This window comes from Paraburkholderia sp. EG286A (genome assembly GCF_040965375.1).
Lineage (GTDB): Bacteria > Pseudomonadota > Gammaproteobacteria > Burkholderiales > Burkholderiaceae > Paraburkholderia.
Window position 1 is genome coordinate 1,263,588 of sequence record NZ_JBFRCB010000002.1, and the last position, 26,806, is coordinate 1,290,393.

Annotated in this window: 23 protein-coding genes; 8 read left to right on the plus strand and 15 right to left on the minus strand. The window is 66.5% G+C overall.

All coding sequences use genetic code 11. The annotated features are described in order from the left end of the window. The first annotated feature begins 278 nt into the window (after positions 1-278). Entirely contained in the window at positions 279-1,766 is a 1,488-nt protein-coding gene (locus AB4Y35_RS12255) for a DEAD/DEAH box helicase (protein WP_368704569.1), read from the plus strand. Positions 1,767-1,836: 70 nt separating this feature from the next. Here AB4Y35_RS12255 and gluQRS read toward each other — a convergent pair whose 3' ends face one another. Further along, positions 1,837-2,775 (minus strand): tRNA glutamyl-Q(34) synthetase GluQRS, encoded by a 939-nt coding sequence (gene gluQRS / locus AB4Y35_RS12260; protein ID WP_368704570.1) that lies wholly within the window; start codon positions 2,773-2,775, stop codon positions 1,837-1,839. A 9-nt stretch (positions 2,776-2,784) separates the two neighbouring features. Then, complete coding sequence (locus tag AB4Y35_RS12265) at positions 2,785-3,666, minus strand: sulfurtransferase (protein ID WP_368704571.1); 882 nt, start codon at positions 3,664-3,666, stop codon at positions 2,785-2,787. A gap of 285 nt (positions 3,667-3,951) precedes the next feature. Between AB4Y35_RS12265 and dnaE the strand changes: the two genes are divergently transcribed. Next, a complete protein-coding gene (gene dnaE / locus AB4Y35_RS12270) occupies positions 3,952-7,509 on the plus strand; it encodes a DNA polymerase III subunit alpha (protein WP_368704572.1) in 3,558 nt (1,185 codons plus the stop codon). A 76-nt stretch (positions 7,510-7,585) separates the two neighbouring features. Here the strand turns inward: dnaE and AB4Y35_RS12275 are convergent, their stop codons facing one another. Next, positions 7,586-8,419, minus strand: a complete 834-nt coding sequence (locus AB4Y35_RS12275) for a glycosyltransferase family 2 protein (protein ID WP_368704573.1) — start codon at positions 8,417-8,419, stop codon at positions 7,586-7,588. Then, positions 8,416-9,231: a glycosyltransferase family 2 protein gene (locus tag AB4Y35_RS12280; protein ID WP_368704574.1), complete on the minus strand. Its 816-nt coding sequence runs from the start codon at positions 9,229-9,231 to the stop codon at positions 8,416-8,418. Before AB4Y35_RS12280 ends, AB4Y35_RS12275 begins: the two co-directional genes overlap by 4 nt. A gap of 280 nt (positions 9,232-9,511) precedes the next feature. Here AB4Y35_RS12280 and msbA point away from each other — a divergent pair, with 280 nt between their 5' ends. Further along, complete coding sequence (gene msbA, locus AB4Y35_RS12285) at positions 9,512-11,296, plus strand: lipid A export permease/ATP-binding protein MsbA (protein ID WP_368704575.1); 1,785 nt, start codon at positions 9,512-9,514, stop codon at positions 11,294-11,296. A gap of 92 nt (positions 11,297-11,388) precedes the next feature. On the opposite strand, the gene AB4Y35_RS12290 is transcribed toward msbA, so the two are convergent. Further along, entirely contained in the window at positions 11,389-12,471 is a 1,083-nt protein-coding gene (locus AB4Y35_RS12290; RefSeq protein ID WP_368704576.1) for a glycosyltransferase family 9 protein, read from the minus strand. A 377-nt stretch (positions 12,472-12,848) separates the two neighbouring features. On the opposite strand from AB4Y35_RS12290, the gene AB4Y35_RS12295 reads away from it, so the two are divergent. Next, entirely contained in the window at positions 12,849-13,775 is a 927-nt protein-coding gene (locus AB4Y35_RS12295) for a glycosyltransferase family 2 protein (protein ID WP_368704577.1), read from the plus strand. Positions 13,776-13,953: 178 nt separating this feature from the next. Next, positions 13,954-14,271, plus strand: coding sequence for a DUF4148 domain-containing protein (locus AB4Y35_RS12300; protein WP_324160048.1), 318 nt, complete (start codon positions 13,954-13,956; stop codon positions 14,269-14,271). A gap of 51 nt (positions 14,272-14,322) precedes the next feature. On the opposite strand, the gene mnmH is transcribed toward AB4Y35_RS12300, so the two are convergent. From mnmH to upp, 10 genes are all read right to left on the minus strand, one after another. Further along, the gene (gene mnmH / locus AB4Y35_RS12305) at positions 14,323-15,423 is read right to left on the minus strand and encodes a tRNA 2-selenouridine(34) synthase MnmH (RefSeq protein ID WP_368704578.1); all 1,101 of its coding nucleotides are present in this window, start codon (positions 15,421-15,423) and stop codon (positions 14,323-14,325) included. Between the two features lie 36 nt (positions 15,424-15,459). Then, a complete protein-coding gene (gene rng, locus AB4Y35_RS12310) occupies positions 15,460-16,929 on the minus strand; it encodes a ribonuclease G (RefSeq protein ID WP_368704579.1) in 1,470 nt (489 codons plus the stop codon). Positions 16,930-16,937: 8 nt separating this feature from the next. Further along, on the minus strand, positions 16,938-17,561 hold the full coding sequence (locus AB4Y35_RS12315) for a nucleoside triphosphate pyrophosphatase (RefSeq protein ID WP_368606733.1): 624 nt from the start codon (positions 17,559-17,561) through the stop codon (positions 16,938-16,940). A 136-nt stretch (positions 17,562-17,697) separates the two neighbouring features. After that, a complete protein-coding gene (rlmH, locus tag AB4Y35_RS12320) occupies positions 17,698-18,168 on the minus strand; it encodes a 23S rRNA (pseudouridine(1915)-N(3))-methyltransferase RlmH (RefSeq protein WP_342921015.1) in 471 nt (156 codons plus the stop codon). A gap of 36 nt (positions 18,169-18,204) precedes the next feature. After that, complete coding sequence (rsfS, locus tag AB4Y35_RS12325) at positions 18,205-18,672, minus strand: ribosome silencing factor (protein WP_368704580.1); 468 nt, start codon at positions 18,670-18,672, stop codon at positions 18,205-18,207. 2 nt (positions 18,673-18,674) lie between these two features. Beyond that, positions 18,675-19,406, minus strand: coding sequence for a nicotinate-nucleotide adenylyltransferase (locus AB4Y35_RS12330; protein ID WP_368704581.1), 732 nt, complete (start codon positions 19,404-19,406; stop codon positions 18,675-18,677). A 4-nt stretch (positions 19,407-19,410) separates the two neighbouring features. Further along, on the minus strand, positions 19,411-20,346 hold the full coding sequence (gene hemF / locus AB4Y35_RS12335) for an oxygen-dependent coproporphyrinogen oxidase (RefSeq protein ID WP_368690861.1): 936 nt from the start codon (positions 20,344-20,346) through the stop codon (positions 19,411-19,413). Positions 20,347-20,695: 349 nt separating this feature from the next. Further along, on the minus strand, positions 20,696-21,970 hold the full coding sequence (gene purD, locus AB4Y35_RS12340) for a phosphoribosylamine--glycine ligase (protein WP_368704582.1): 1,275 nt from the start codon (positions 21,968-21,970) through the stop codon (positions 20,696-20,698). A 123-nt stretch (positions 21,971-22,093) separates the two neighbouring features. Next, positions 22,094-22,822 (minus strand): YebC/PmpR family DNA-binding transcriptional regulator, encoded by a 729-nt coding sequence (locus AB4Y35_RS12345; protein ID WP_069265309.1) that lies wholly within the window; start codon positions 22,820-22,822, stop codon positions 22,094-22,096. A 372-nt stretch (positions 22,823-23,194) separates the two neighbouring features. Further along, positions 23,195-23,845 (minus strand): uracil phosphoribosyltransferase, encoded by a 651-nt coding sequence (gene upp / locus AB4Y35_RS12350; RefSeq protein WP_342921021.1) that lies wholly within the window; start codon positions 23,843-23,845, stop codon positions 23,195-23,197. Positions 23,846-24,216: 371 nt separating this feature from the next. Between upp and AB4Y35_RS12355 the strand changes: the two genes are divergently transcribed. The 3 genes from AB4Y35_RS12355 to AB4Y35_RS12365 all read left to right on the plus strand — a co-directional run bounded on the left by AB4Y35_RS12355 (position 24,217) and on the right by AB4Y35_RS12365 (position 26,567). After that, positions 24,217-24,996: an SDR family oxidoreductase gene (locus AB4Y35_RS12355; RefSeq protein WP_368704583.1), complete on the plus strand. Its 780-nt coding sequence runs from the start codon at positions 24,217-24,219 to the stop codon at positions 24,994-24,996. A 149-nt stretch (positions 24,997-25,145) separates the two neighbouring features. After that, on the plus strand, positions 25,146-25,535 hold the full coding sequence (locus AB4Y35_RS12360; RefSeq protein WP_321929849.1) for a methylglyoxal synthase: 390 nt from the start codon (positions 25,146-25,148) through the stop codon (positions 25,533-25,535). A 57-nt stretch (positions 25,536-25,592) separates the two neighbouring features. Continuing rightward, a complete protein-coding gene (locus tag AB4Y35_RS12365; RefSeq protein ID WP_368704584.1) occupies positions 25,593-26,567 on the plus strand; it encodes a quinone oxidoreductase in 975 nt (324 codons plus the stop codon). Positions 26,568-26,806 lie beyond the last annotated feature (239 nt).

Genomic DNA, 26,806 nt, shown 5'->3' on the forward strand with positions numbered 1-26,806 from the left:
GCCGGAACCATCTGGAATCGAGCGAGTCTGGCTGGGTTGAACCCGAGCGAGCGCGGCGATGGAGCCAGCGCCCCGTCCCCCGGCAGATTGTCTCGTCGTCCACGGGCCGTCCCGGGCCATCCGTTTGCCGGGAGGCCCTCGCGGGCGTGTGTTCCGCCCGTCGCCGCAGGGCGCCTGACGTGTTGTCCGGCGCCTTTGATCGACCTGCAATGCCCAGCAGTGACCTTTTGAGGCGCTCCCGCGCCTTGCGCGAATAGCGCCTTTATAGCGAAGCCACCATGTCCGACACAGCCGTCACGCCCAGCACTGCGAACTTTGACCAGTTTGGTCTGGCCCCCGAAATTCTCCGGGCCATCAAGGAGCAGGGCTACACGACGCCCACGCCGATCCAGGCGGAGGCGATTCCCGTGGTGCTCACGGGCCGCGACGTGCTGGCTGCAGCGCAGACTGGCACGGGCAAGACGGCGGGCTTCTCGCTGCCGATCCTGCAACGCCTCCTGCCGATGGCGAGCACGAGCGCCTCGCCCGCCCGCCATCCCGTGCGCGCGCTGATTCTCACGCCCACGCGCGAGCTGGCCGACCAGGTCGCCAACAACGTGCGCACCTATGCCCAGCACACGCCGCTGCGCAGCGCGGTGGTGTTCGGCGGCGTCGACATGAATCCGCAGTCCGACGAGCTGCGCCGCGGCGTGGAAATCCTGATCGCGACGCCTGGCCGCCTGCTCGATCACGTGCAGCAAAAGACCACGAACCTGGGTCAGGTGCAGATGCTCGTGCTCGACGAAGCCGACCGCATGCTCGACATGGGCTTCCTGCCCGACCTGCAGCGCATCCTGAACCTGCTGCCGAAGGAGCGCCAGACGCTACTGTTCTCGGCCACGTTCTCGGGCGAGATCAAGAAGCTTGCCGCGACCTATCTGCGCACGCCGCAGACCATCGAGGTGGCGCGCAGCAACTCCACCGCGACCAATGTCACCCAGGTGGTATACGAAGTCGCCGAGGGCGACAAGACCGGCGCGGTCGTTCAGTTGATCCGCGACCGGGGCCTGAAGCAGGTGATCGTGTTCTGTAACAGCAAGATCGGCGCGAGCCGTTTGGCGCGCCAGATCGAAAAGCAGGGCATCGTCGCGGCCGCGATCCACGGCGACCGCACGCAGAGCGAGCGCATGCAGGCGCTCGACGCCTTCAAGCGCGGCGAAATCGAAGCGCTCGTGGCAACCGACGTGGCCGCGCGCGGCCTCGACATCGCCGAGCTGCCCGCCGTCATCAACTTCGACCTGCCGTTCAACGCCGAAGACTACGTGCACCGCATCGGCCGCACCGGCCGCGCGGGCGCCTCGGGTGACGCGCTGTCGCTGTGCAGCCCGAACGAGAAGAAGCAGCTCGCCGATATCGAGAAGCTCATCAAGCGTCCGCTGACCGTGGAGCGCCTCGTGGTCGACGTGCCGGTGCCGCATCACGAGGGTGGCGGCCGCCGCCGCGAGCGCGACGGCTATGAAAGCCGCGAAGGCCGCGGCGAGCGTGGCGAGCGCGGTACGCACCGCCGAGCGGCGTCGTTCGAGCGCCCGCATCATCATCGTTCGCAGCCGATCGACGACTTTTTCCTGAAGCCCTACGAGCCCTCGGCGGCTGCGCGCAGCAAGGCCGAAGACAAGCCCGCGAACGCCGCGCCGCAAAAACAGCAATCGAAGCAGCCGCTCGCGGCGCTGCTGGGCGGCCTCGGGTCGTCGTGGCGCAACAAGCCGACGTCGTCTTCGTCGAGCTGAGTTCGCGCGCGAAAGATTCGCGCGGCGCAGAAAAAACGGCATGTCGCTCCGGGCGGCATGCCGTTTTTGTTTATGCGGCCGGCAATTGCGCGAGCCGCCGTTTCCACGCATCGATCGCGTCGAGCTGGAACGCTGCGAGCGTCGGGGGCGCGGGATCGTGCAAGGCGAGGCCCAGGTGCCGCGCCGCGGCCATCAGCGCTTCCAGTGGGCGTGACACGTCGAGGGCCTGCGCCCCGGTCTGCTTCGAGAGCTTATCGCCGTCCGCGTTCGTCACGACCGGCACATGCAGATACACGGGCGTCGGCACGCCGAGACACTGCTGGAGCCAGACTTGCCGCGCCGTCGAGTCGAGCAGGTCCGCGCCGCGCACCACGTGTGTGATGCGCTGGTCGGCGTCGTCCACGACGACGGCGAGCTGGTAGGCCCACTGGCCGTCCGCGCGCAGCAGCACGAAGTCGCCGACTTCGGCCGCGAGATTCTGGTGCTGAGGGCCTTGCCAGCGATCGTCGAAGCGGATCAGCGCGGGATTGGCGTGCGCGCCGGCAGGGTCGTCAACAGCGTCTTCGTCGGGCACGCGCAGCCGCCACGCGCGGGCGGGCTTGCCGTGCAGGCCATCGCGGCAGGTGCCCGGATAGATCAGCGTGGTGTTGCGCTGATGCGCGCGCAGTTGCGAATCGGCGATTTCCTTGCGCGTGCAGCCGCAAGGGTAGACGTGGCCCGAGGCGATCAGCCGGTCGAGCGCCGCGCGGTAAAGACCGGTGCGGCGGCTTTGCCATTCGGTTGGTTCGTCGGCGTGAAAGCCGAAGGCCGCAAGCGTCGCGAGAATGTCTTCGGCTGCGCCCGGCACGGTGCGCGGGCCGTCGATGTCCTCCACGCGCACGAGCCAGGTGCCGCCATGCGCCCGCGCGTCGAGCCAGCTCGCCAGCGCCGAGACGAGCGAGCCGAAATGCAGCGGGCCAGTGGGCGAGGGTGCGAAGCGCCCGCGATACCCTTGCGGCGTTGCGCTCACGCGCGCGGCTTAAGCGGCAGCCTGAGCCGCCGCATCCGTCGCGCCCGCGCGCTCCGGATGGCACGCCGGGCAGCTCTTGCCCACGACGTAGAGCGGCGAAGCCTGCTCCTGCGGCGTCACGACGGCGCGACACGCGAAGCACTGCACGGTGTCCGTCGGTTCGAGCTGCGGATTGAGCGCGGTGCGCTGGTCGAACACGAAGCAGTCGCCGCTGTAGTGCGCGCCGCCCACTTCCTCGAAGTACTTGAGAATGCCGCCTTCGAGCTGGTACACGTGCTCGATGCCCACTTCCTTCATGTGGATGGCCGCCTTTTCGCAGCGGATGCCGCCGGTGCAGAACGACACGACCGTCTTGCCTTCGAGGTCGGCGCGGTTCGCCTCGATCACGCCGGGGAATTCGCTGAACTTGTCGATGCGGTAGTCGAGTGCCTTGTCGAACGTGCCGAGGTCGATTTCGAACGCGTTGCGCGTGTCGAGCATGACGACCGGGCGGCCTTCGTCGTCGAAGCCGCGGTCGAGCCATTCCTTGAGCACGACGGGCGCCACGGAAGGCGCGCGGCCTTCTTCGGGGCGGATCGCAGGCTTCTTCATCGTGATGATCTCGCGCTTCAGGCGCACGAGCATGCGGTTGAAGGGCCGCGTTTCGGAGAGGCTTTCCTTGAACTTCAGCGTCGCGAACTTGCCTTCGAAGAGCGGATCGTGGTTGATGTAGTCCATGAAGGCGCGCACGTTGCCTTCATCGCCGGCGACGAACAGGTTGATGCCTTCCGGCGCGAGCAGGATCGTGCCCCGCAAATCGAGCGATTGGCAGCGCTCGAGCACGAGCGGACGCCACTCGGCGGTCTTCTCGAGCGTGGCGAACTGGTAAGCGGAGAGATTGAGGATACGCATGGTGCAACTGGAAAAGCGCCATAAAAGCGCGCGTGAAACCGGAGCCGGGCGCGCGTGCTTGCCTGTCAATGTCGGGTCCAAACTGCGGTCCCCCGAAAACGGGAATTGGGGCAGGGCGCGCGGCGGGCGCAATCCGCTATTATCCCTCAATCGCGCCTCGCGCCGCCTGCGGCGTAGTCGACATGCCGTGCGGCGGCCCCGCGCCCGCGCAAGGTCCTGGCCAGACGGCCAGCATCACCTGCTCATGCGAGCGTGTGCCGAAAATCGCGTGCCCCTGAAGGTACAATGACGGCCATGTCAGATCCCCGCTTCGTCCATCTCCGCGTCCACTCCGAATTCTCGATTGCCGACGGCATCGTGCGCCTCGACGACCTCGTCAAGGCGGCCGCCAAAGACGGCCAGGGCGCGCTCGCGCTCACCGACCTCGGCAACGCATTCGGCCTCGTCCGTTTCTACACCGAAGCCCGTGGCAAAGGGGTCAAACCCATCGCCGGCTGCGACGTCTGGATCACGAATCCCGACGACCGCGACAAGCCGTCGCGCCTCCTGCTGCTGGTGAAGAACAAGCTCGGCTACCTGAATCTGTGCGAGCTGCTTTCCAAGGCGTGGCTCACGAACCAGTATCGCGGCCGCGCGGAAGTCGACGTTGCCTGGCTCGAAGAAGGACTCGGCGAGGGCCTGCTTGCGATCTCGGGTGCGCAACAGGGCGACGTGGGTCTCGCGCTCGCGGCGGGCAATGCGGAAAGCGCGAAGCGCCATGCGCAGCGCTGGGCGAAGCTGTTTCCGAACGCCTATTACATCGAGCTGCAGCGCTGCGGCCAGCCCGGCGGCGAGCAGTATGTCGAGCAGGCGGTGGCGCTCGCGTCGCAACTGAAGCTGCCGGTGGTCGCCACGCACCCCATGCAGTTCATGACCGACGAGGAATACACCGCGCACGAAGCGCGCGTGTGCATCTCGGAGGGCGACATCCTCGCGAATCCGCGCCGCCAGAAGCGCTTCACGACCGATCAGCGTTTTCGCACGCAGGAAGAAATGGCCGCGCTGTTCGCGGACATTCCTTCGGCGATCGCGAACACCATCGAAATCGCCAGACGCTGCAATCTCACGCTCGAACTCGGCAAGCCGAAGCTGCCGCTGTTCCCGACGCCCGACGGCCTCTCGCTCGACGACTATCTCGTACAGCTTTCGAAGGAAGGTCTCGAAAAGCGCCTCGTGCAGCTGTATCCGAACGAAGCCGAACGCGAACAGGAGCGCGCACGCTACAACGAGCGGCTCGAATTCGAGTGCGGGACCATCATCAAGATGGGCTTCCCGGGCTACTTCCTGATCGTTGCGGACTTCATCAACTGGGCGAAGAACAACGGCGTGCCGGTGGGGCCGGGCCGGGGTTCGGGCGCGGGCTCGCTCGTGGCGTACGCGCTCGGCATTACCGATCTCGATCCGCTGCGCTACAACCTGCTGTTCGAGCGCTTCCTGAATCCGGAACGCGTGTCGATGCCCGACTTCGACATCGACTTCTGTCAGCACGGGCGCGATCGCGTCATTCAGTACGTGAAGGAGAAGTACGGCGCGGATGCCGTCTCGCAGATCGCCACCTTCGGCACCATGGCCGCGAAGGCCGCGGTGCGCGACATCGGCCGCGTGCTCGATCTCGGCTACAACTTCACCGATGGCGTCGCCAAGCTGATTCCGTTCAAGCCGGGCAAGCACGTCACCATCGCCGACGCGATGAAGGAAGAGCCGCTCCTGCAGGAGCGCTACGACAACGAAGACGAAGTGCACCAGCTGCTCGACCTCGCGCAGCTCGTGGAAGGTCTCACGCGTAACGTGGGCATGCACGCGGGCGGCGTGCTGATCGCGCCCGGCAAGCTCACCGACTTCTGCCCGCTCTACACCCAGGGCGACGAGAGCGGCGTCGTGAGCCAGTACGACAAGGACGACGTGGAAGCCGTCGGCCTCGTGAAGTTCGACTTTCTGGGTCTGACCACGCTGACGATTCTCGACTGGGCCGAGCGCTATATCCGCAGGCTCGATCCGTCGAAGCAGGACTGGTCGCTCGCCCAGGTGCCGCTCGACGACGCGCCGTCGTTCCAGATCCTCAAGAAAGCGAATACGGTCGCCGTGTTCCAGCTGGAAAGCCGCGGCATGCAGGGCATGCTAAAGGACGCGCAGCCCGACCGCTTCGAGGACATCATCGCGCTCGTGGCCTTGTATCGTCCGGGTCCGATGGACCTGATCCCGAGCTTCTGCGCGCGTAAGCACGGCCGCGAAGTGGTGGAGTATCCCGATCCGCGTGTCGAACCTGTTCTGAAAGAGACCTACGGCATCATGGTCTACCAGGAGCAGGTGATGCAGATGGCGCAGATCATCGGCGGCTACTCGCTCGGCGGCGCGGACTTGCTGCGTCGCGCGATGGGCAAGAAGAAGCCCGAGGAAATGGCCAAGCACCGCGAGATCTTTGCGGAAGGCGCGGCGAAGAATGGCCTAACGCGCGAGAAGGCGGACGAGACCTTCGACTTGATGGAGAAGTTCGCGGGCTACGGCTTCAACAAGTCGCACGCGGCCGCTTACGCGCTCCTTGCTTATCACACGGCATGGCTCAAGGCGCACCATCCGGCCGAATTCATGGCGGCGAATATGTCGCTCGCCATGGACGACACCGACAAGGTGAAGATCCTCTTCGAGGACTGCCTGACCAACAAGATGGTCGTGCTACCGCCGGACGTGAACGCCTCGGCGTACCGCTTCGAGCCGGTGGCCGACGCCAGCGTAGCCGAAGGCAAGCGCTCGCGCACGATCCGCTATGGTCTCGGCGCGATCAAGGGCAGCGGCCAGAACGCCATCGAAGAAATCTTGCGCGCGCGTGAAGAGGGCGGTCCGTTCAAGGACCTGTTCGACTTCTGCGAGCGCATCGACCGTCGTCTCGTGAATCGCCGCACGATCGAAGCGATGATTCGCGCCGGCGCGTTCGATACGATTCACGCGAACCGCGCACAGTTGCTCGCCTCCGTGCCGATGGCGATGGAAGCCGCCGACCAGGCGAGCGCCAACGCCATGCAGGCCGGCCTCTTCGACATGGGCGACGCGCCGCTCGCCGCGCACGAACTGGTGGACGAGCCGGCGTGGGGCGAGAAGCGCAAGCTCCAGGAAGAAAAGGCGGCGCTGGGCTTCTACCTCTCCGGCCACCTGTTCGACGCCTACAAGGACGAAGTGCGCCGCTTCGTGCGCCAGAAGATTGGCGAACTCAAGGAAGGGCGCGACAAGCTGATCGCGGGCGTGATCGCCTCGTTGCGCACGCAAATGACCCAGCGCGGCAAGATGCTGATCGCGCTGCTCGACGACGGCACCGGCCAGTGCGAAGTGACGGTGTTCAACGAGCAGTTCGAGGCGCACAAGGCGCTCTTCAAGGAAGACGAGTTGCTCGTCGTGCAGGGCGGGGCGCGCAACGACGCGTTCACCGGTGGCATTCGGTTCACCGTGGATACCGTGATGGATCTGGAGCGCGCGCGCAGCCGCTACGCGCAAGCCGTGAAGCTGCAGATGAACGGCAACGCCAATGCCGGCGCGCTGCGCACCGTGCTCGAGGCGTATCGCGCGAAGCCCGACGACTCGCTGCCGGCGCCTGCCACGGAAACGCGCGGCCGCGGCGGCTTCGGGCGCGATCGCGGCGAGCGCGCGCAAGCGGTCATTCCGAACGGGCTCGCGGTGCAGATCGCCTATCGCAACGATCGGGCGGAAGGCGAAGTGCGTCTGGGCGACGCCTGGCGCGTCAAGCCCACCGACGACCTGCTCGCCGCGCTGCGCGGCGAGTTCGCGGGCAGCGAAATCGAGATCGTTTACTGACGGGATCGGGCGGCGTGGCAGTTTTCACTGCTGCCATGCCATGCCACGCGATGCCGTCGTTCGGCCGAACGCGCGTTTAACTCGCGAGTTCGGCCAGACCGCGTTCGGCGCGCACGGTGCCGTCCGCGATACGCACCTTGACCCGTTGCTCGTTGGAGTTTGCCTGCGCACGCGGCTGCTCGCGGTGCCACAGGTGGAAGATTTCCGTGGCATAGGCGCCGAGCTTGCGGTGCACGCCGCAGTTCGCGAGCCGGGCCACGAAATCGGCGTCCTCGTGCCCCCAGCCGGTGAAGCTGGTATCGAACCCGTTCACGCGCTCGATGTCGCTGCGCCAGGCGCTCATGTTGCAGCCCTTGATGCCGCGCCACTTGAACTGCTCGATCACGCGCCATTCGCGATCCGGCAGCTTGACGAAGAGGGGCGCGATCTTGTTGACGTGGCCAGCGAGGCGTTGCTGCACCCAGAAGCCGAAGCCCTGGTCCGCAAGCGGAATCGTCTGCGCGATCACCTGTTGCGTGAGCGTTTCGTCGAGCAGGATGCGGCTGCCGGTGATGACGGCGTGCTCGCTCGCGAGCTGCCGATGGCGCGCAACGAAATCGTGCTGCGCGACGCAGTCGCCGTCGAGAAAGATCAGGTAATCGCCGCGGGCCTGCACGATGCCCTTGTTGCGAATCTCGGCGAGGCGAAAGCCGTCGTCCGGGTGCCACACGTGCTCCATGCGCACCGGGCTCGACGCCGCGCAGCGCTCGACGGTTGCGCGGGTCGCATCGGCCGAGCCGTCGTCGGCGACGATGATTTCGTAGCGCGTGTCGGACTGCGCGCTCAGGCTGGCCAGTACCCGTTCGAGCGCATCGGGCCGGTTATAGGTGCTGACGATCACCGAAACCAGCATGTCGCGACGCGCGTTCATCGGCGCTCCGGTGCGGCGTCGCGGGTTTTTGCGGCGGCGGACTGCTGGGTCTCGAGGAGCATGAGCTTCAGGTAGCGGTAGTAGGTGCCTTCGGCGTTGGAGATCGCCAGCACGAAGCCCATCTTGCCGTCGAGGAAGCCGCGCTGGATGATCCAGCTGCGCACGAAGGACCAGAAGCCGTGCAGCAGCGCCTTGCGCAGGCCGCCGCGCTTGCCGCGCGCCGCGCCCTGGGTCGCGCCGTAGGTCGAATAGCTGTCGATTTTCCCGAGCACTTCGGAGAAGTCGCGGAAGCTGTAGTGAATCAGCGCCTGAGCGAGCGTGCCGACACGCGCCTCGGGCGCGGCGATCACGCGTTCGTGCACGAGATCGTTCGAGAAGCGCGCCGCGTCGCGGCGAAAGAGCCGCGTCACATAGTCGGGCGACCAGCCGGAATGGCGGATCCACTTGCCGCAGTAGTTCGACTGGCGAGGCACGCGGAACAGGTCGGCGCCGTTCGTCTTCACGCTTGCGAGAATCTCGTCGCGAAGCAGGGGGGAAACGCGCTCGTCGGCGTCGAGCGAGAGAATCCACGGGCCGCGGGCCGCGTCGAGCGCGCGCTGCTTTTGCGGGCCGAAACCGGGCCAGTCGGTTTCGACGACCGTCGCGCCGAACTCGCGGCAGATGGCCTGGGTGCCGTCCGTGCTGCCCGAATCGAGCACGACGATTTCGTCGACCCAGCCGTGCACGGAAGCAAGGCAGTCCCGAATATCGTGTGCTTCGTTTTTGACGATGACGATGACGCTGATCGCATCGGGTTTGGCGCTGTCGTTCATCGGCGCTGGCTCGCGATGGCTGGAAGAAGGTGAAGAGGGCGGGACGGCCGGCTGGAGCCGGCCTCGCGTTCGGAGAGCGCTTCGCGCAGACGCTTGCTGCGCGCGCGTTCGTGCCCCGAAGCCGAATCGCTGAGTATATACAAAAACGCCGGCGGCGACGAAACCGCCCCGGCGCCGGCCCCGGCCGGGCGGATGCATCGCCTCCTGGGCCGAACGTTTACAATGGCGTACCTGTTTGCCGGGGGGCGGGCAGATTACCCGCATTTTTTTCGAGGAAATTTTGGGCGAGAGATCAACCTTGAGCAAGCCGATCGGCTCCGACACCAAGTCGTCGCCGCTCGTGATTGGCCGGCGGCTGTGGCCGTATGTGAAGCCGCTAATGTGGGTGCTCCTCGCCGGCGTGCTCGCGATGGCCGTGGTGGCGGCCACCGAAGCCGGTATTCCCGCACTGCTCAAACCGCTGCTCGATCACGGCTTCGGCACGCGCGGCGCTCCGCAAGCGAAGTGGCTGGTGCCCATCGCGGTCATCGGGCTGGCGCTCGTACGCGGCCTCGCGCAGTACGCGTCCGGCTACTTGCTGCAGTACGTGTCGAACCGCGTGCTGCTCGCGCTGCGCCTCAAGATGTTCGAACGCATGATTCACGCGAGCGTCGGCTTCTTTCAGCGCGAAACCGCGAGTACGGTCATCAACGCGATCGTGTTCGAGGTCAACCAGATTCTCGGCGTGCTGCTCGGCGTGCTGGTCACGCTCGTGCGCGACTCGCTCACGGTGATCTTCCTGCTCGGCTACCTGTTCTACCTGAACTGGCGGCTCACGTTGATCGTCGCGGTGCTGCTGCCGGCGATCGGCTGGCTCGTCAGCAAGATCAACCGGCGTCTGCGCCGGCTGAACCGCGAGCATCAGATGCTCACGAACGACCTGTCCTATATCGTCGAGGAGACGGTGGGCGGCTACAAGGTCGTCAAGGTTCACAACGGCGAGCGCTACGAAAAGGACCGCTTCGGCGAAATGAGCCGGCGCCTGCGCGGCTACCAGATGCGCATGACGGTGTCGGGCGGGCTCGCGCAGCCGCTCACGCAGTTCCTCGCTTCGATCGCGCTGGCGATCGTCATCACCATTGCCGTTGTGCAGGCCTCGAACGACCAGACGACGGTCGGCGGCTTCGTGGCGTTCGTCACGTCGATGCTGCTCGTGATCTCGCCGCTCAAGCACCTGATCGACGTGAATCAGCCGCTGCAGCGCGGCATGACCGCGGCCGAGCTGATCTTCGGGCTGATCGACGAGCCGCCCGAGCCCGTGGGCGGCGGCTTGCCGCTCGAACGCGCGCGCGGCGAAGTGGAGTTCCGCGACGTGTCGTTCGCCTATGGGGCGAGCCACCGCGTGACGCTCGACCATGTGTCGTTCCGCATCAACCCCGGCGAAATGGTGGCGCTCGCCGGCCCGTCGGGCAGCGGCAAGACCACGCTCGTGAATCTGTTGCCGCGCTTTTTCGATCCGAGCGGCGGCCAGGTGATGGTCGACGGCGTGTCGATCGCCGATTACGACGTGCATGCGCTGCGCAACCAGATCGCGATGGTGAGCCAGGACGTGGTGCTGTTCAACGACACCGTCGCGAACAACGTCGCCTATGGCCAGACGGCCGACCGCGAGCGCGTGGAGCGCGCGCTGCGCGCCGCGAACCTGTGGGAGACGATCTCGGCGCTGCCCGAGGGCATGGACACCCTGATCGGCGATAACGGCATGAAGTTCTCGGGTGGCCAGCGCCAGCGCCTGGCGATCGCCCGTGCGATCTACAAGGATGCGCCGATCCTGATTCTCGACGAGGCGACCTCGGCGCTCGATTCGGAGTCGGAGCGCCATGTGCAGGCGGCGCTGGAAACGCTGATGCGCGGGCGCACGACGCTCGTGATCGCGCACCGCCTGTCGACGATCGAGCGCGCGCACCGCATCCTCGTGATGGATGGCGGCCATATCGTCGAATCGGGCACGCACCAGCAGCTGCTCGAGAAGGGCGGCATGTACGCGCACCTGCACAAGATCCAGTATCAGCAGAGCGCTGCCTGAGTCTTCCGGGCGATGACGCGGTGCGCGCGTTCAGGCGCGCCGCGGTCATGAAAGTGCGCCGGCGTGGGCCTGAGCCGTTACGTCTGGAGTGATCAGGCCGCCGCGGGCGCCGTAGCGGGTGCGTGAGCGGCGAGTTGGCGCAGCACCGCGCCGACGACTTGCGCGGGCGGGATGGTGTCCACGTTGCCGCTGCCTTGCAGGCCGATGGACCGGCAGGCTTCGGTCAGCCGCAGCGCGGGCGGCTCTTGCTCCCTGAACAGCGAGACGCTGGGCGTTTGCGTGGTGTGGGCAACGTGCATCAGGCCGCCGTCCGCGCCCACGAATAGTTCGGCGTGCGCGACGATCTCGCGTGCCTGAAGGAACGCGAGCTTGCCGGTCAACGAGCGGATATGTACGCCAGCGGGCGCGCTCGCGCACAACTGCTCCGCGATCTGCGTGCCGTTGTCGGAGCCGAGCACGACGATTTCCTTCGCGGCGCCCACGTTGTCGTACTTGTTCAGCAATTCAACGACTTCGGGCCAGCGGTTGTAGGTACGATCGGGGTCGACGCCGCCCGCCGCGATCGCGATGAACGGACGCGCCGGCAGGAGGCCGCGCACCGATTCGCGCGTTGCCGGCTTGCTGGCGAGATAGGGCTTGCTGATTTCGGCGAGCGTGTCGGCGTCGTGGCCGAGCGAGAACACGTCGTTGACGCTCGCGAAGCTGAAGCGGGTCTGGTTGCGGTCGGGGCCGTTGAAGTAACGGAACAGGCCCGCGTACGGCAGCTTCGCGAAGTGCCGGGTCTTGATGCGGATCGAGGGCAGGTTGTACTCGGAGAGCAGGATTGCGTCGTAGCGGCTCGCATCGACTTCGTCCGGGTCGCCGTAGACCTTGCCGAACACGTCGTCTTCGCTGAAAAGCGGCACCAGCGACGGGAGCGCGAGCAGATCGATGCGCATGCCCAGGTCCTTGAGCAGCGCGCGGCCGGCCATGTCCATCGTCGCGTCGCCGAAATTGCGCTTGGCGTAGACCCAGAGGATGCGCTGCGAAGGGTCCAGATGCGCGTGTTCGAGGCGCAACTGGCCGTGCGCCTTCAGAAGAAACTGCTTGTGCAGGTATTTCTTCGCGATCTTGATGCGGCTGGTGCTGCGAAGAAACGGCTCCGGCTCGTAAGGCACGCCCGGGTAGGGGATCATGCAGGACCGCGAAACGGCGCGATCGAGCCAGCTTGCCGGCGAAACCCACGAAGTGTTTGAGTTGGTCTGCTGAAACACGGGTCTACTTGCTCTTCAAGATAACCTCTTATTATCACACGATAGCGGCTCCCGCGCTTGACGAAGAATCAGGGACGGCTGCCTTGGCGGGCACTGCAGGATACGAACTTCCGCGGCGGGTTCGGGTAAGAAGAATGTATGCGTACAATATCGCGTCTCTCGTCATGCTTCGCACCCAAAAAGCCGCGTAGTCAGGACGTTATGAAAGAACCCATTTTCCACGTGTCCATGCTGGCCGTTCTCGCGGCGGGCACGGAACGCACGGATGCCAAATCTGACCCTTTCTAGGGCAAACCTTCATGTTCAGTATTCTGATCCCGACCTGGAATAACCTGCCGTATCTCAAGATGTGCGTCGACAGCATCCGGCGCCATTCCTCGTTCGAGCACGAGATTCTCGTGCACGTCAACGACGGCAGCGACGGCACGCTCGACTGGGTCCGTGAGCAGGGTATCCGCCATACGTGGAGCAAAGGGAACGTGGGCGTCTGCCTCGCCGTGAACGACGTGGCGCGCCTCGCCACGACCGAGTGGATCCTGTTCATGAACGACGACATGTTCTGCACGCCCGGTTGGGATTCGGCCTTCGTCGACGCATTGCGCGAAATCGGCCAGGCGCCTGCCTATCTCGCCTCGCAGATCATCGAGCCGACCGACACCGGCAACGGCCTCGTGACGGTCGCCCACTTCGGCACGGGTCCTGCCGACTTCAACGAGGCGGGGCTGCTCGAATTCGCCGCAAAGATGAACACGGCCGACCGCAACGGCATCGCACTGCAGCCGACGCTCGTGAGCCGCGAGCTTTGGCTGCGCGTGGGCGGCTATAGCATCGAGTTCGGGCCGGGCATGAGCAGCGACGACGACTTCCTGATGAAGCTCTGGCTGGTCGGCTGCCGCACGTTCCGCTCGGTCGGCGCGAGCCGCATCTACCATTTCGGCTGCCGGACGACGGGACGCATTCGCCGCAACCGCGGCGGCCGCGAATTCCTCCTGAAGTGGGGCGTGACGCAGCGCGACTTCAAGTACAACTACATGGCCCGCACGGCCGACGCCGCGCCGGGCACGCTTCCTAACGTGCCGCGGCCCAACTTCGTGAGCCGTCTCAAGCGGGTGATCTACGCGTTCGGCCTTTACCCGACGCAGGATCTCGAAGCGTGGGAGCCCGATCTGCCCGCGCAGCTCCTGCACACCGCATCGTTGACTGAAAACGCCACGCCGCGCCAGTAATGGCGCCAACGCCGACGGCGGCGTTGGGCACCGGATCGCGCGGACTTTGCCTCGAATTGGAACAGTGCCTTAGGATTCTAGGGGTTAACCCTAGGGATTCGTGAGCATACGATGCGTACATCGGTCGCATGCACACACAGTCGCACGTCGACCGCCTATCCAACTGGAGGTCGTTTCCATGAAGTCCCTGATTCAAGCCGTTGCCGTCGCCACCGTTCTTGCCGCTGCCGCCCTGCCCACCGCTTCGTTCGCGCAGTCGCACTCGACCATCACCCGCGCCCAGGTGCGCGCCGAACTCGTGCAGCTTCAGCAGGTCGGCTACCGCGTCGGTGATGGCGACAACGCCCACTATCCCGAAGCAATCCAGGCCGCCCAGGCGAAGGTCGCCGCATTGAATGGCGCAAACAGCAGCTACGGCGGCGTGGCGAACGCCTCGCAATCGGGCGGCCGCGCCACGGTGTCGCCCGAAGACTGGAACGCGATGTACTCGCGCTAAGCCATCGCGGCGCGCGCCTTTTGTGAAGTCCGCGAAGGGGAAGGGGATACGTCAGACGGTGCGAGGCGCTTCGGCTTCGCTGTCCGCGGGTTCCGCGGCGTAGGCCGTTTCCTCGAGCCGCGCGAGCAGCGTGCGGGCTTGCGCGAGCGTGTCGCCCGTCATCGGCTGGAACGCGAAGTGCAGCGATTTTTCGAGCTTCGCGAAGTTGCGCCGCGTGCTGCGCGTGTAGGCGGGATCGTAGTGCTGCGCGACGAGCGCCTCGTAAAGCTCCGCCCTGCGATCTTCGTCGAGCAGCTTGCACCACGATTCGATGCGCTCGCGCCCGTGCAGCGGCGTGAGCTTGTTCAGTTGCTCGCGGAAATAGGTACGTTCGTCGAACAGGTGCCCGTACTCCTCGAGCAGCAAGTCGATGCGTTCTTTACGCGCGACATCGAGTACGACACACGGCGCTGCATGCAGACGTTCGACGAGCGCGGGCGGCAGCGTGATGACGCCGATGCGCCGGCTTTCGGCCTCGACGAACACGGGGCGCGTGGCGTCGAAGCCGCGCAGCGTCTCTACGAGCGCCGTATCGAACGACTTCTGCGACGGCTGCGCCCGTTCGGGCAGCGCGCCCAGCAACGAACCGCGATGCGCGGCGAGCCCTTCGAGGTCGAGCATCTGCGCGTTCGCTTGTCCCAGCGCCTTCAAGAGGCGCGTCTTGCCGCTGCCGGTCGGCCCGGCCAGCACGATATAGCGAAACCCTTCGGGCAGCGTGCCGAGCGCCTCGACGACCGTATGCCGGTACGCCTTGTATCCGCCGTCCAGTTGACGCGCGCGCCAGCCGATCATGTTGAACCAGGCCGTCATCGAGCCGGAGCGCTTGCCGCCGCGCCAGCAGTAGATGAGCGGGCGCCAGTTGCGCGGACGGTCGGCAAACAGCGTGTCGAGATGCATGGCGATATTGCGCGCCACCATGGCCGCGCCCACGCGGGTCGCCTCGAAGGGCGAGTCCTTGTACATCGTCCCGACGATCACGCGCTCCTCGTTGCTGAGCACGGGCGCGTTGATCGCGCCGGGAACGTGGTCCTCGGCAAACTCGAGCGGTGTTCTGACGTCGACGATCTCGTCGAATTCGCCGATCTGTTCAATGGTGACGCGCTGGTGATTCAACTGCGATGCTCCGGTGATGCCTGCCACGGCGCCGTGCTACATGAGCACGATGTCGTACTGTTCCTGACTCAGATTCGACTCCACCTGCAACGAAACCGGCTTGCCGATGAAGTCGATCAACATGGCGAGATGCTGCGACTCTTCCTCGAGAAAGAGGTCGATGACCTGCTGTGAAGCGACCACGCGAAACTCGCGCGGATTGAACTGGCGCGACTCGCGCAGAATTTCGCGCAGCACGTCGTAGCAAACGGTGCGCGCGGTCTTCACCTGACCTTTGCCGAGACAAATCGGGCAGGGCTCGCACAGCACGTGCGCGAGCGATTCGCGCGTGCGTTTGCGCGTCATCTCCACGAGCCCGAGCTGCGAGAAGCCGTTCACGGTCACGCGCGTGCGGTCGCGCGAAAGTGCCTTCTTCAGCTCGCCGAGCACCTGATCGCGATGCTCGATGTTCTCCATGTCGATGAAGTCGATGATGATCACGCCGCCCAGATTGCGCAGACGCAATTGCCGCGCGATCGTATGCGCCGCTTCGAGATTGGTCTTGAAGATCGTGTCGTCGAAGTTGCGCGCGCCGACGTAGCCGCCCGTGTTCACGTCGATGGTCGTCATCGCCTCGGTCTGGTCGATCACGAGGTAGCCGCCCGACTTGAGGTCCACGCGGCGCGAGAGCGCGCGCAGGATCTCGGCCTCGATGTTGTAGAGGTCAAAGAGCGGCCGCTCGCCCGAGTAGTGATGCAGCTTCGGCTGCACGGCGGGCGTGAATTCGGTGGCGAACTCGGTGAGCTTCAGGAACGTTTCGCGCGAATCGACCTGAATGCGCGAGGTCTCGTCGTTCACGAAGTCGCGCAGCACGCGCTGCGCGAGATTCAGGTCTTGATAGAGCAGGCTCGTGGCGGGCACGCGCTGCGCCTGGGCGAGTATCGTCGCCCACGTCTTGCGCAGATACGCGACGTCCGCCGCAAGCTCTTCGCTCGTGGCGTCTTCGGCGATCGTGCGCACGATATAGCCGCCTTTTTCGTCGGCGGGCAGCACGGCCGTGAGGCGCGCGCGCACCGCTTCGCGCTCGGCCTCGCTCTCGATCTTCTGCGAGATGCCGATGTGCGGTTCCTGCGGCAGATAAACCAGCGTGCGTCCCGCGATGCTGACCTGCGTAGAAAGCCGCGCGCCCTTCGTGCCGATCGGATCCTTCACGACCTGCACCATGAGCGTTTGCCCTTCGAACACGGTCTTTTCGATCGGCTGATGATGCACGCTCGCATGTGCTTCGCCGGCAATGCGCGGATGCCAGATATCGGCCACATGCAGGAACGCGGCGCGCTCGAGACCGATGTCGATGAACGCCGACTGCATGCCCGGCAGCACGCGCACGACCTTGCCGAGATAGACGTTGCCGACGCGCCCGCGCGACAGCGTGCGCTCGACGTGAAGCTCCTGTACTGCGCCTTGCTGGACCAATGCGACGCGCGTCTCCTGGGGCGTGACGTTGATCAGGATTTCTTCGTTCATGATTTGTTCTAGAAGTCGATGCCCGCGGCGCGCAGGAGGGCGGCCGTTTCGAATAGTGGCAAACCCATGATACCCGAATAGGACCCGTCGATTCGCTCGACGAATTCCGCCGCGCGGCCCTGTATGCCGTACGCGCCGGCCTTGCCGAACGGCTCGCCGCTCGCCACGTAACGCGCGATCGCGGCGGGCAGCGCCGGGGCGAAGCGCACGTGCGAGCGCGAGACCGCGACGGGCAGACAGACCCCTTCGGCGTTGACCACGGCCACCGCCGTGAGCACTTCGTGCTCGCGTCCGGCGAGGCGCTCGAGCATCGCGTAGGCTTCGGCGGCGTCGTGCGGCTTGCCGAGAATATGGCCGTCGATGGAGACCGTGGTGTCGGCGGTCAGAATCGGCGCATGCCTGTGCGCGCCCGCGACGAGGCGCGCGCGGGCGGCGTCGGCTTTCGCGGCGCACACGCGCTCGACATAGACGGCGGCTTGCTCGCCGGGCAGCGCGATTTCGAGCGCTTCGGCGTCTTCGTCGGGGCGCGGCAGCAGCAACTCGAAGCGCACGCCGAGCTGCTGCAGCAGCTCCTGGCGGCGCGGGCTCTGCGAGGCGAGATAGACGAACGGATAGGGCGCGTTGGTGGGCATCGGAGCGTCTTTGTCGTTACGGACTTCGGGTTGACGTGCGCGGCCGCCATTTCGGGCGCAAGCGGGGCTCGAGCGGGGGCGCAAGCGGGGCGCCGGCGCACGACGAAAGGCGGCGCCCTCGCGCTTTAAACCTGCATCACACGCGATGATAGGGGTGATTCTGCGTGATGGTCCACGCGCGGTAAAGCTGCTCGGCGAGCAGCACGCGCACCATCGCATGCGGCAGCGTGAGGGAGGACAGGCGCAGGAGCGTGTCGGCGCGCGCCTTGAGTTCGGGGTCGAGGCCGTCCGCGCCGCCGATCAGGAACGCCACGTCGCGGCCGTCCTGCTGCCACAGCGGCAGCGCACGGGCGAGCTGCATTGTGGTCCAGTCCTTGCCGCGTTCGTCGAGCGCGACGATGCGCGCGTTCTTCGGCAGCGCGGCCTCGATGCGCGTGCGCTCGGCCGCCATGACGCTCTCGGCCGAGCGGCCCGACGAACGCTGCTCGGGTTTCACCTCGCGCAGCTCGATGCGCAGCTCCGGCGGCATGCGCTTCGTATATTCCTCGAAGCCCTCGGCGATCCAGTCCGGCATCTTGTGGCCGACGGCGACGATATGCAGTTTCATCGTGCGGGTCGATGGTCGTTCGCGAACGCGCCGCGCTTACTTCGCGGTCTTACGCGCGGCGCTCTTGCGCGCGGGCTTCTTGACGGCCGGCGCGGCTGCTTCGTCTTCGTCCTCGTCGTCCATCGGCTCGCTCGGACGCGCGCCCACGAAGCCCGTGCTGGCCGCGAGCTTCACGCGCACCGGCTTGTCGCCCCAGATTTCCTCGAGGTTGTAGTACTGGCGCAGCGCGGGCTGGAGGATGTGGACGACCGCGTCGCCGCAATCCACGAGCACCCATTCGCCGATGTCCTCGCCTTCCGTGCTGACGATGTCGCCGCCGGCTTCCTTGACCTTCTCGCGCACGCTGTTGGCGAGCGCCTTGGTCTGGCGGTTCGAGGTGCCGCTCGCGACGACCACGCGGTCGAACAGCTCGGTCAGATGGCTCGTGTTGAAGACGCGGATGTCCTGGGCCTTGACGTCTTCGAGACCGTCGACGATGGCGCGTTGAAGTTTGCGGATGTCCATAGTTACTCGTGTTGCAGATAGAGATGATGTTGAAGGATATAGTCCCACACGGCCGCGGGAAGCTTGTCGGCGGCGGTGCCGCGACGTTGCCCGCTTGCCACGCAGGCCGGCAGGTCGCGCCGGATTTCGGTCGCCGAAACGTCGAGCGCGAGCGTTTCGTCGACCAGCAGGTGACCGTGCGGCGTGGTCGCAAGCGCGACAGCGCCCGCACGGCGCGCGGCGGCTTCGCGCGCGACTTCGGGCGGCAGCGCCGCAGAGTCGAAGCCGGGGCGGCTCGCCACGCCCAGATGCGCGAGCGCGAAAAGCTCGCGCCATTCGTGCCACGAATCGAGGTGCAGCAGTTGATCGGCGCCCATTAACAGCGTGAGCGCCGCTTGCGCGTTGCTCTCGCCGCCGTCGACGGCGCGCCGCGCGCGCCAGCGGCGCAGCGTTTCGACCGTGTAGGTCGGGCCGTTGTGCCCGATTTCGTCGGCGTCCACCGTGACCGTCACGCCCGGCAGCGCGAGCGAGGCAGCGGCGGCACGCGTCATGGCGAGCCGATGCTGCGCCGCGGTCACGCCCGGCTTCTGCCACGGTTGCCCGGCGGGCAGCAGGATCAGCTCGTTCAGGCCCAGCACGCACGCAAAATGGCGCGCGAGCGCGAGGTGGCCCTCGTGGATCGGATCGAAGGTGCCGCCGAGCAGCCCGACGCGCCGTGCGAGCGCGTTGGGCGGGACGGTGAAAGCTTGCGTCACGGCGTCAGACCCAGTCGCGCACGGGCAGGAAGTCGCTGTAGAGGCGCGCTTCCGGCGTGCCCGGCCGTGGCTGCCAGTCGTAGCGCCAGGTGGCGGCCGGCGGCATCGACATGAGGATCGATTCCGTGCGGCCGCCGCTTTGCAGGCCGAAATGCGTGCCGCGGTCGCAGACCAGATTGAATTCGACGTAGCGGCCGCGCCGGTACGCCTGGAACTCGCGTTCGGCTTCGCCGTAGGGCGTCGCCCGGCGCTTTTCGATGATCGGCAGATACGCCTTCAGGAAGCCGTCGCCCACGCTGCGGAGCATGGCGAACGCCTCGTCGAAGCCGCCAGTGGCGTAGTCATCGAAGAAAATGCCGCCCACGCCGCGCGCTTCGTTGCGGTGCTTGAGGAAAAAGTACTCGTCGCACCAGCGCTTGAAGCGCGGGTACAGGTCTTCGCCATAGGGCGCGAGCGCGTCGCGGCACACGCCGTGAAAGTGCTGGGCGTCTTCCTCGAAGCCGTAAAAGGGCGTGAGGTCCATGCCGCCGCCGAACCAGAACACCGGCGCCTCGCCCGCCTTGGTGGCGAGCAGCATGCGCACGTTCATGTGCACGGTCGGGCAGTACGGATTGCGCGGATGCAGCACGAGCGACACGCCCATCGCCTCGAAGCCGCGGCCGTTCAGTTCGGGGCGCGCCGCCGTTGCCGAGGGTGGCAGGGCGTCGCCGGAAACGTCGGAAAAGCCGATGCCCCCGCGCTCGAAGAACTCGCCGCCTTCGATGATGCGCGTGCAACCGCCGCCGCGCAGCTTCTCGCCGGGGCCGCGTTGCCAGTTGTCGGTGGCGAACGGCTTGCCGTCGAAGGCGCCGAGCGTGTCGGCGATCTGCGTCTGCAGGCCGGCCAGCCAGGCGCGGACGGCGGCGCTGTCGGGGTAGGCGCGGTTAGGGGTGTCGGTCATCGATGAAATGGGGACGGCAGCGCGCCGGCGCTGGAATCGGGTTATTCGTCGGGTTATGCGTTGGGTTGCTCGGATAGACCGCCGGGGCGGCCTGACAGCGGCAGTGTAGCGCCGATTGGCGCGACGTCCGGCGCTAACGGCGGCCGCGCGGGCTGCCTGTCGCGCGCTCAGGGCGCTGCGCGGTTCGGCGCTCGGTGGACGGCTTTGCGGCGCGCGTAAGCGGCCAGACGAACAAGCCGTAAGAGCGCTGTTGCGCAGCGGCCACGGCGTGGAGCCGTGCGGCTCTCGCGTGGTCGCTCGCTTCCTTTGGGGCCGCATCGAAGCGGGCGGCCCCAGGAAAGCGCTGCGCTTACTGCTTGCGCCCCGCGGCGCGATAGCCGATGTCGTTGCGATACTGCATGCCGTCGAACGAGATGCGGTTCACGGTCTCGTACGCCACGTTCTGCGCGCTGCGCACCGAATCGGCGAGACCCACCACGCACAGCACGCGGCCGCCCGAGGTCACGAGCTTGCCGTCCACCATCTGCGTGCCCGCGTGGAACGTCACCGAATCGGCGGTTTCAGCGGGGATCTCGCTGATGCGGTCGCCCTTGCGCGGCGTGTCCGGATAGTTGTGCGCGGCGAGCACGACGCCGAGCGCCGTGCGGCGGTCCCACTCGAGCTCGACCTGGTTGAGCGTGCCGGCGATGGCGTGCTCCACGACCTTCGAGAAGTCGCCCTTCAGGCGCGCCATGATCGGCTGCGTTTCGGGGTCGCCCATGCGGCAGTTGAATTCGAGCGTCTTCGGGTTGCCCTGCGCGTCGATCATCAGACCGGCGTAGAGGAAGCCCGTGTAGCGGATGCCTTCCTTCTCCATGCCCGCCACGGTCGGCAGGATGATTTCGCGCATCACGCGTGCGTGCAGCTGCGGCGTGACGATCGGCGCGGGCGAGTAGGCGCCCATGCCGCCCGTGTTCGGGCCCTGGTCGCCGTCCTGCAGGCGCTTGTGGTCCTGGCTCGAGGCGAGCGCGAGCACGTGCTTGCCGTCCACCATGACGATGAAGCTCGCTTCCTCGCCCGCGAGGAATTCCTCGATCACCACGCGCGCGCCGGCGTCGCCGAGCTTGTTGTCGGCGAGCATCATGTCGATGGCCAGGTGCGCCTCTTCCAGCGACATCGCCACGACCACGCCCTTGCCGGCAGCCAGGCCGTCGGCCTTGATGACGATGGGCGCGCCGTTCTTCTCGACGTAGGCGTGCGCCGCGGCGGCGTCCGAGAAGGTCTCGTAGGCCGCCGTCGGGATGTTGTGGCGTTTCATGAACGCCTTGGCGAAGTCCTTCGAGCTTTCGAGCTGCGCGGCTTCCTTCGACGGGCCGAACACCTTCAGGCCGCGCTGGCGGAACACGTTGACGATGCCCGCGGCGAGCGGCGCTTCGGGGCCGACCACCGTGAGGGCGACGCCTTCGCGCTCGGCGAAATCGGCGAGCTCGTGGATATCCGTGATGTCGACGTTGGCGAGCCGCTCGTCCTGCGCGGTGCCGCCGTTACCGGGTGCGACGTAGACGAGCTGCACGCGCGGCGACTGCGCGAGCTTCCACGCCAGCGCATGTTCGCGGCCGCCAGAACCGACGACGAGTAACTTCATGAGAATCCCCGAGAGACCAAGACCAGAAACAGTTGCGGCCGGCGCGCAGTGCGCCGGCCGTGAAAATCGCGAGCAGGAGGCGGGGCCAAAGCAGACCTCGACGCGGCCTCCCGGGCCGACGCCTTATTCCTCGGCGATCGACGCGTTGGTGTACACATCCTGGACGTCGTCCAGGTTTTCGAGAGCGTCGAGCAGCTTTTGCATCTTCACGGCGTCGTCGCCCGTGAATTCGACCTCGTTTTGCGGCTTCATGGTGACTTCGGCCATTTCGGCCTTGAAGCCCGCGGCTTCGAGGGCGGTCTTCACCTTCGTGAAGTCGAACGGCGGACAGACCACTTCGATCGAGCCGTCGTCGTTCGTCACGACGTCGTCGGCGCCCGCTTCGAGCGCGGCGTTCATGAGCTCGTCTTCGGGCGTGCCCGGCGCGAACACGAACTGGCCGACGTGATCGAACATGAATGCAACCGAGCCGTCGGTGCCCATGTTGCCGCCGAACTTCGAGAACGCGTGGCGCACTTCCGCGACCGTGCGGGTGCGGTTGTCGGTCATCGTGTCGACGATGACGGCCGCGCCGCCGATGCCGTAGCCTTCGTAGCGGATTTCCTCGTAGTTCGCGCCATCGACGCCACCCACACCGCGCTGGATGGCGCGGTTGATGTTGTCCTTGGGCATGTTGGCGTCGTACGCCTTGTCCACAGCCAGACGCAGGCGCGGGTTCGTATCGGCATCGCCGCCGCCCATGCGCGCCGCGACCTGGATTTCCTTGATGAGCCGCGTCCAGACCTTGCCGCGCTTCGCGTCAGCAGCAGCCTTCTTGTGCTTGATGTTGGCCCATTTCGAATGACCCGCCATACCTTTCTCCGTCTCACGCGCCATGCGCGTGCAGTGTGCAATGTGCTGTTGTCGTTGCGATGTTCCCGGGTGCGGCCTTCGCGCGTCGTTCGCGCGGCGCGCGTGATTTTCGCGCGTGCCTCGCGCGTCATGCCCGCGCAGCACGATGTGCCGGCAGGACGGGACGCAGCGCCCGTTCAGGTGGACCTGAATTTTATCACGCCGGGACCGACCGGCTTCGCCTGCCTTCGTAACGCAACGCCAGACGATTGCCGCTTACGCCGGCCGCTGAGGGTGCTAAGGGGGCAGGATCGGGTGTGCCCGCGCAAGGCGGGGATGGGGCGAGGGCGGCCCGTTTTCCCCGGCCGCCCCTGAACAACCGCGACGCGGCGGTTAGTTCTTCGTGCCGAAGAGCCGGTCGCCGGCGTCACCGAGGCCCGGAATGATGTAGGCGTGCTCGTTCAGATGCGAATCGAGCGACGCCACGTAGAGCTTCACGTCCGGGTGCGCCTTCTGGAACACGTCGACGCCTTCGGGCGCGGCCACCAGCGCGAGGAACAGGATGCGCTCGCCGGACACGCCGCGGCGCTTGAGCACGTCGATGGCGTGCGCCGCCGAGTAGCCCGTCGCGACCATCGGATCGCAGAGGATGAAGGTGCGGTCCTCGAGGTCGGGCAGCCGCACGAGATACTCGACCGGGCGATGGTCGTCGGCGCGATACACGCCGATATGGCCGACGCGCGCGGACGGCACCAGCTCGAGCAGGCCGTCGGACATGCCCACGCCCGCGCGCAGCACCGGCACGATGGCGAGCTTCTTGCCCGCGATCACCGGCGCATCGATTTCGACGAGCGGCGTTTGCACGCGGCGCGACGCGACCGGCAGGTCGCGCGTGATTTCATAGCCCATCAGCAGCGTGATCTCGCGCAGCAGCTCGCGGAACGTGCGCGTGGACGTGTCCTTGTCGCGCATATGTGTGAGCTTGTGCTGGATCAGCGGGTGATCGAGGATGAAGAGATTCGGGAAACGGCTGTCCTGTTTCATGGCGGGGCGCACAAGGCTGCAAGGGAATCGGAGAGGCGGTCGTGCCGTTGCCGCGCGAGCCCGAAGCTCACGCCCGGGTTGCGCGGTGGCGGCGAGCACGGCCCGCCGCGCGGCAAGCGCTCAAGGCTTGCGAGGGCGCCGGGCCGCGCTACAGGCGCAAGTATACGGTAAGCATGCACCCATCGGCGCGCGCATGGCGCGTGGCGAGGCGACTTCGCCCACCGGTTGCCGGGTCCCGCGCCAGCGGCCTTCCACGCGTCGCGCCCGATTCTTCTAGAATCCCAAAAAGGTCGCAGGGCGGCGCGGCGCAAGGCCTGGCCGTGTCCGCCCTGTCACAGGACGGTCATCCACGCAAAAAGGACACGAAAACGATGGACATGGGCATCGCAGGACGCAACGCGCTGGTGTGCGCGGCCAGCAAGGGACTTGGGCGCGGCTGCGCCGAGGCGCTCGCCGCCGAAGGCGTCAACGTGACGATCGTCGCGCGCACCGCGCAGACGCTGGAGGAAACCGCCGCGCAGATCCGCAAGAGCACGGGCGTGGACGTCAAGGCGGTGGCCTGCGACATCACGACCGAAGCGGGCCGGGCCGCCGCGCTCGCGGCGTGTCCGTCGCCGGACATTCTGGTGAACAACGCGGGCGGCCCGCCGCCGGGCGACTTCCGCAAGTACACCCACGCGGCGTGGATCGCGGCGCTCGAAGCGAACATGCTCACGCCGATCGCGCTGATCCAGTCCACCATCGACGCGATGATCGCGCGCGGCTTCGGGCGCATCGTCAACATCACGAGTTCCTCGGTGAAGGCGCCGATCGACGTGCTCGGCCTCTCGAACGGCGCGCGCTCGGGGCTCACGGGCTTCGTCGCGGGCGTGGCGCGCCAGGTCGCGGCCACGGGCGTCACGATCAACAACCTGCTGCCGGGCGCGTTCGACACCGACCGCATCCAGGCCACCATCGTCGCGCAGGCGAAGGCGAGCCAGATTTCGGAAGAAGAAGCGCGTGCGCGCCGCATGAAGGCGATTCCGGCCGGACGTTTCGGCACGCCCGAGGAATTCGGCCGCGCCTGCGCGTTCCTCAGCAGCGTGCACGCGGGCTATATCACCGGGCAGAACTGGCTGATCGACGGCGGGGCCTATCCGGGCACCTACTGATATCGAGTCGGCGTTGGGCAGCCGCGGCGCCGCTGGCGCCGCACCACGACACGCAGCACGACACGCATCACGACACGCATCACGACACGCATCACGACACGCATCACGACAATTACGCACGCAAACCCCACGTCAAGGAGAGTTACGCCATGCCAACCCGCGTTGCACTGATCGCGCACGACCACAAGAAGGATGACATCGTCAAGCTGGCGACCGAATACGTCGATACGCTGCGTCACTGCGAGATCATCGCGACCGGCACGACCGGCTCGCGCATCGAGGCCGCGACGGGCGTGAACGTCGAGCGCATGCTCTCGGGCCCGCACGGCGGCGACCTGCAGATCGGCGCGCGGCTCGCGGAAGGCAACGTCGATATCGTGATCTTCCTGCGCGACCCGATGACTCCGCAGCCGCACGAACCCGACATCAACGCGCTCGTGCGCGCATGCGACGTGCACGACGTGCCGTGCGCGACCAACATCTCGACGGCGCGCATGCTGCTCGACGTGCTCACGCTGCGCCAGAAAAACGCGGTCTGAAGCGCGCCGCGTAGCCCGATTTCAGGAAAACAGCCAGGACAACACCAAGGAGACGTGATGACCAAGGCAATCCGATACGACAAGACCGGTGGCCCCGAAGTGATGAAGTGGGCGGATGTCGACGTGGGCGAGCCGGGCGAGGGCGAGGTGCGCCTGCGCCAGAGCGCGTGCGGCCTCAATTACATCGACGTGTACTTCCGCACGGGGCTCTATCCGCAGGCGCTGCCCGCCGGGCTCGGCATGGAAGCGGCCGGCGAGGTGACGGCGCTGGGCAAAGGCGTGAGCGCGCTCAAAGTGGGCGATCGTGTTGCCTATGTCGCGCGTCCGCCGGGCGCCTATGCACAGGAGCGCGTGCTGCGCGCCGACCAGGTGATCAAGCTGCCCGACGCGATCAGCGACGAAGCCGCCGCTTCGATCATGCTGCAGGGCCTCACGGCGCAATACCTGCTGCGTCGCACGTATCGCGTGCAGGCCGGCGACACCATTCTCATTCAGGCGGCGGCGGGCGGCGTGGGCCTGCTCGTGTGCCAGTGGGCGAAGGCGCTGGGCGCGACCGTGATCGGCACCGTGGGCTCGGACGAGAAGGCCGCGGTCGCGAAGGCGCACGGCTGCGATCATCCGATCGTCTACACGCGCGAGGACTTCACGGCGCGCGTGCGCGAGATCACGAACGGCGCGGGCGTGCCCGTGGTGTACGACTCGATCGGCAAGGACACCTACACGAAATCGCTCGACTGTCTTGCGCCGCTCGGCATGTTCGTGAGCTTCGGCAATGCGTCTGGGCCGCTGCCGCCGATCGATTCGTCGGAGTTCGCGGGGCGCGGTTCGCTCTTCTTCACGCGCCCGACGCTCTTCACCTATATCGCGAAGCGCGCCGACTACGAAGCGATGGCCGCCGAGTTGTTCGATGTGGTGTCGTCGGGCAAGGTCAAGACATCGATCAACCAGCGCTGCGCGCTCGAGGACGTCGGGCAGGCGCATGCCGATCTCGAAGCGCGCAAGACCACCGGTTCGACCGTGCTGATCCCGTGACCTGACACTTGATGCACCGCCGCGCCGCACGGGGCATGCCACCGGCGCTGGCGCATTGATTCGACCTTTACATTCCCTGGCTCCGTCATGGGGCCCCAAAAGGCGCGCAACGCCAACGTTGCGCGCCTTTTTTCCTCGTGCGCCGTCTCGTGTTCTCGCCCGCGTTTACGCGCTTTTTATACGCGCGCCAAAACCTTTGATCCGGATTTAATGCCTTAGCGGGTAACTTTCTGCCATCC

What these genes read in the sequence shown, in the direction of transcription:
- rng (WP_368704579.1), bottom strand. Translation starts at nt 16,929, where the DNA reads ATGAACGAAGAAATCCTGATCAACGTCACGCCCCAGGAGACGCGCGTC.
- AB4Y35_RS12345 (WP_069265309.1), bottom strand. Translation starts at nt 22,822, where the DNA reads ATGGCGGGTCATTCGAAATGGGCCAACATCAAGCACAAGAAGGCTGCT.
- AB4Y35_RS12275 (WP_368704573.1), bottom strand. Translation starts at nt 8,419, where the DNA reads ATGAACGCGCGTCGCGACATGCTGGTTTCGGTGATCGTCAGCACCTAT.
- dnaE (WP_368704572.1), top strand. Translation starts at nt 3,952, where the DNA reads ATGACGGCCATGTCAGATCCCCGCTTCGTCCATCTCCGCGTCCACTCC.
- AB4Y35_RS12300 (WP_324160048.1), top strand. Translation starts at nt 13,954, where the DNA reads ATGAAGTCCCTGATTCAAGCCGTTGCCGTCGCCACCGTTCTTGCCGCT.
- AB4Y35_RS12355 (WP_368704583.1), top strand. Translation starts at nt 24,217, where the DNA reads ATGGACATGGGCATCGCAGGACGCAACGCGCTGGTGTGCGCGGCCAGC.
- AB4Y35_RS12290 (WP_368704576.1), bottom strand. Translation starts at nt 12,471, where the DNA reads ATGATCCCCTACCCGGGCGTGCCTTACGAGCCGGAGCCGTTTCTTCGC.
- AB4Y35_RS12280 (WP_368704574.1), bottom strand. Translation starts at nt 9,231, where the DNA reads ATGAACGACAGCGCCAAACCCGATGCGATCAGCGTCATCGTCATCGTC.
- AB4Y35_RS12295 (WP_368704577.1), top strand. Translation starts at nt 12,849, where the DNA reads ATGTTCAGTATTCTGATCCCGACCTGGAATAACCTGCCGTATCTCAAG.
- rsfS (WP_368704580.1), bottom strand. Translation starts at nt 18,672, where the DNA reads ATGGACATCCGCAAACTTCAACGCGCCATCGTCGACGGTCTCGAAGAC.
- AB4Y35_RS12315 (WP_368606733.1), bottom strand. Translation starts at nt 17,561, where the DNA reads ATGCCCACCAACGCGCCCTATCCGTTCGTCTATCTCGCCTCGCAGAGC.
- AB4Y35_RS12360 (WP_321929849.1), top strand. Translation starts at nt 25,146, where the DNA reads ATGCCAACCCGCGTTGCACTGATCGCGCACGACCACAAGAAGGATGAC.
- AB4Y35_RS12265 (WP_368704571.1), bottom strand. Translation starts at nt 3,666, where the DNA reads ATGCGTATCCTCAATCTCTCCGCTTACCAGTTCGCCACGCTCGAGAAG.
- upp (WP_342921021.1), bottom strand. Translation starts at nt 23,845, where the DNA reads ATGAAACAGGACAGCCGTTTCCCGAATCTCTTCATCCTCGATCACCCG.
- AB4Y35_RS12255 (WP_368704569.1), top strand. Translation starts at nt 279, where the DNA reads ATGTCCGACACAGCCGTCACGCCCAGCACTGCGAACTTTGACCAGTTT.
- AB4Y35_RS12365 (WP_368704584.1), top strand. Translation starts at nt 25,593, where the DNA reads ATGACCAAGGCAATCCGATACGACAAGACCGGTGGCCCCGAAGTGATG.
- purD (WP_368704582.1), bottom strand. Translation starts at nt 21,970, where the DNA reads ATGAAGTTACTCGTCGTCGGTTCTGGCGGCCGCGAACATGCGCTGGCG.
- hemF (WP_368690861.1), bottom strand. Translation starts at nt 20,346, where the DNA reads ATGACCGACACCCCTAACCGCGCCTACCCCGACAGCGCCGCCGTCCGC.
- rlmH (WP_342921015.1), bottom strand. Translation starts at nt 18,168, where the DNA reads ATGAAACTGCATATCGTCGCCGTCGGCCACAAGATGCCGGACTGGATC.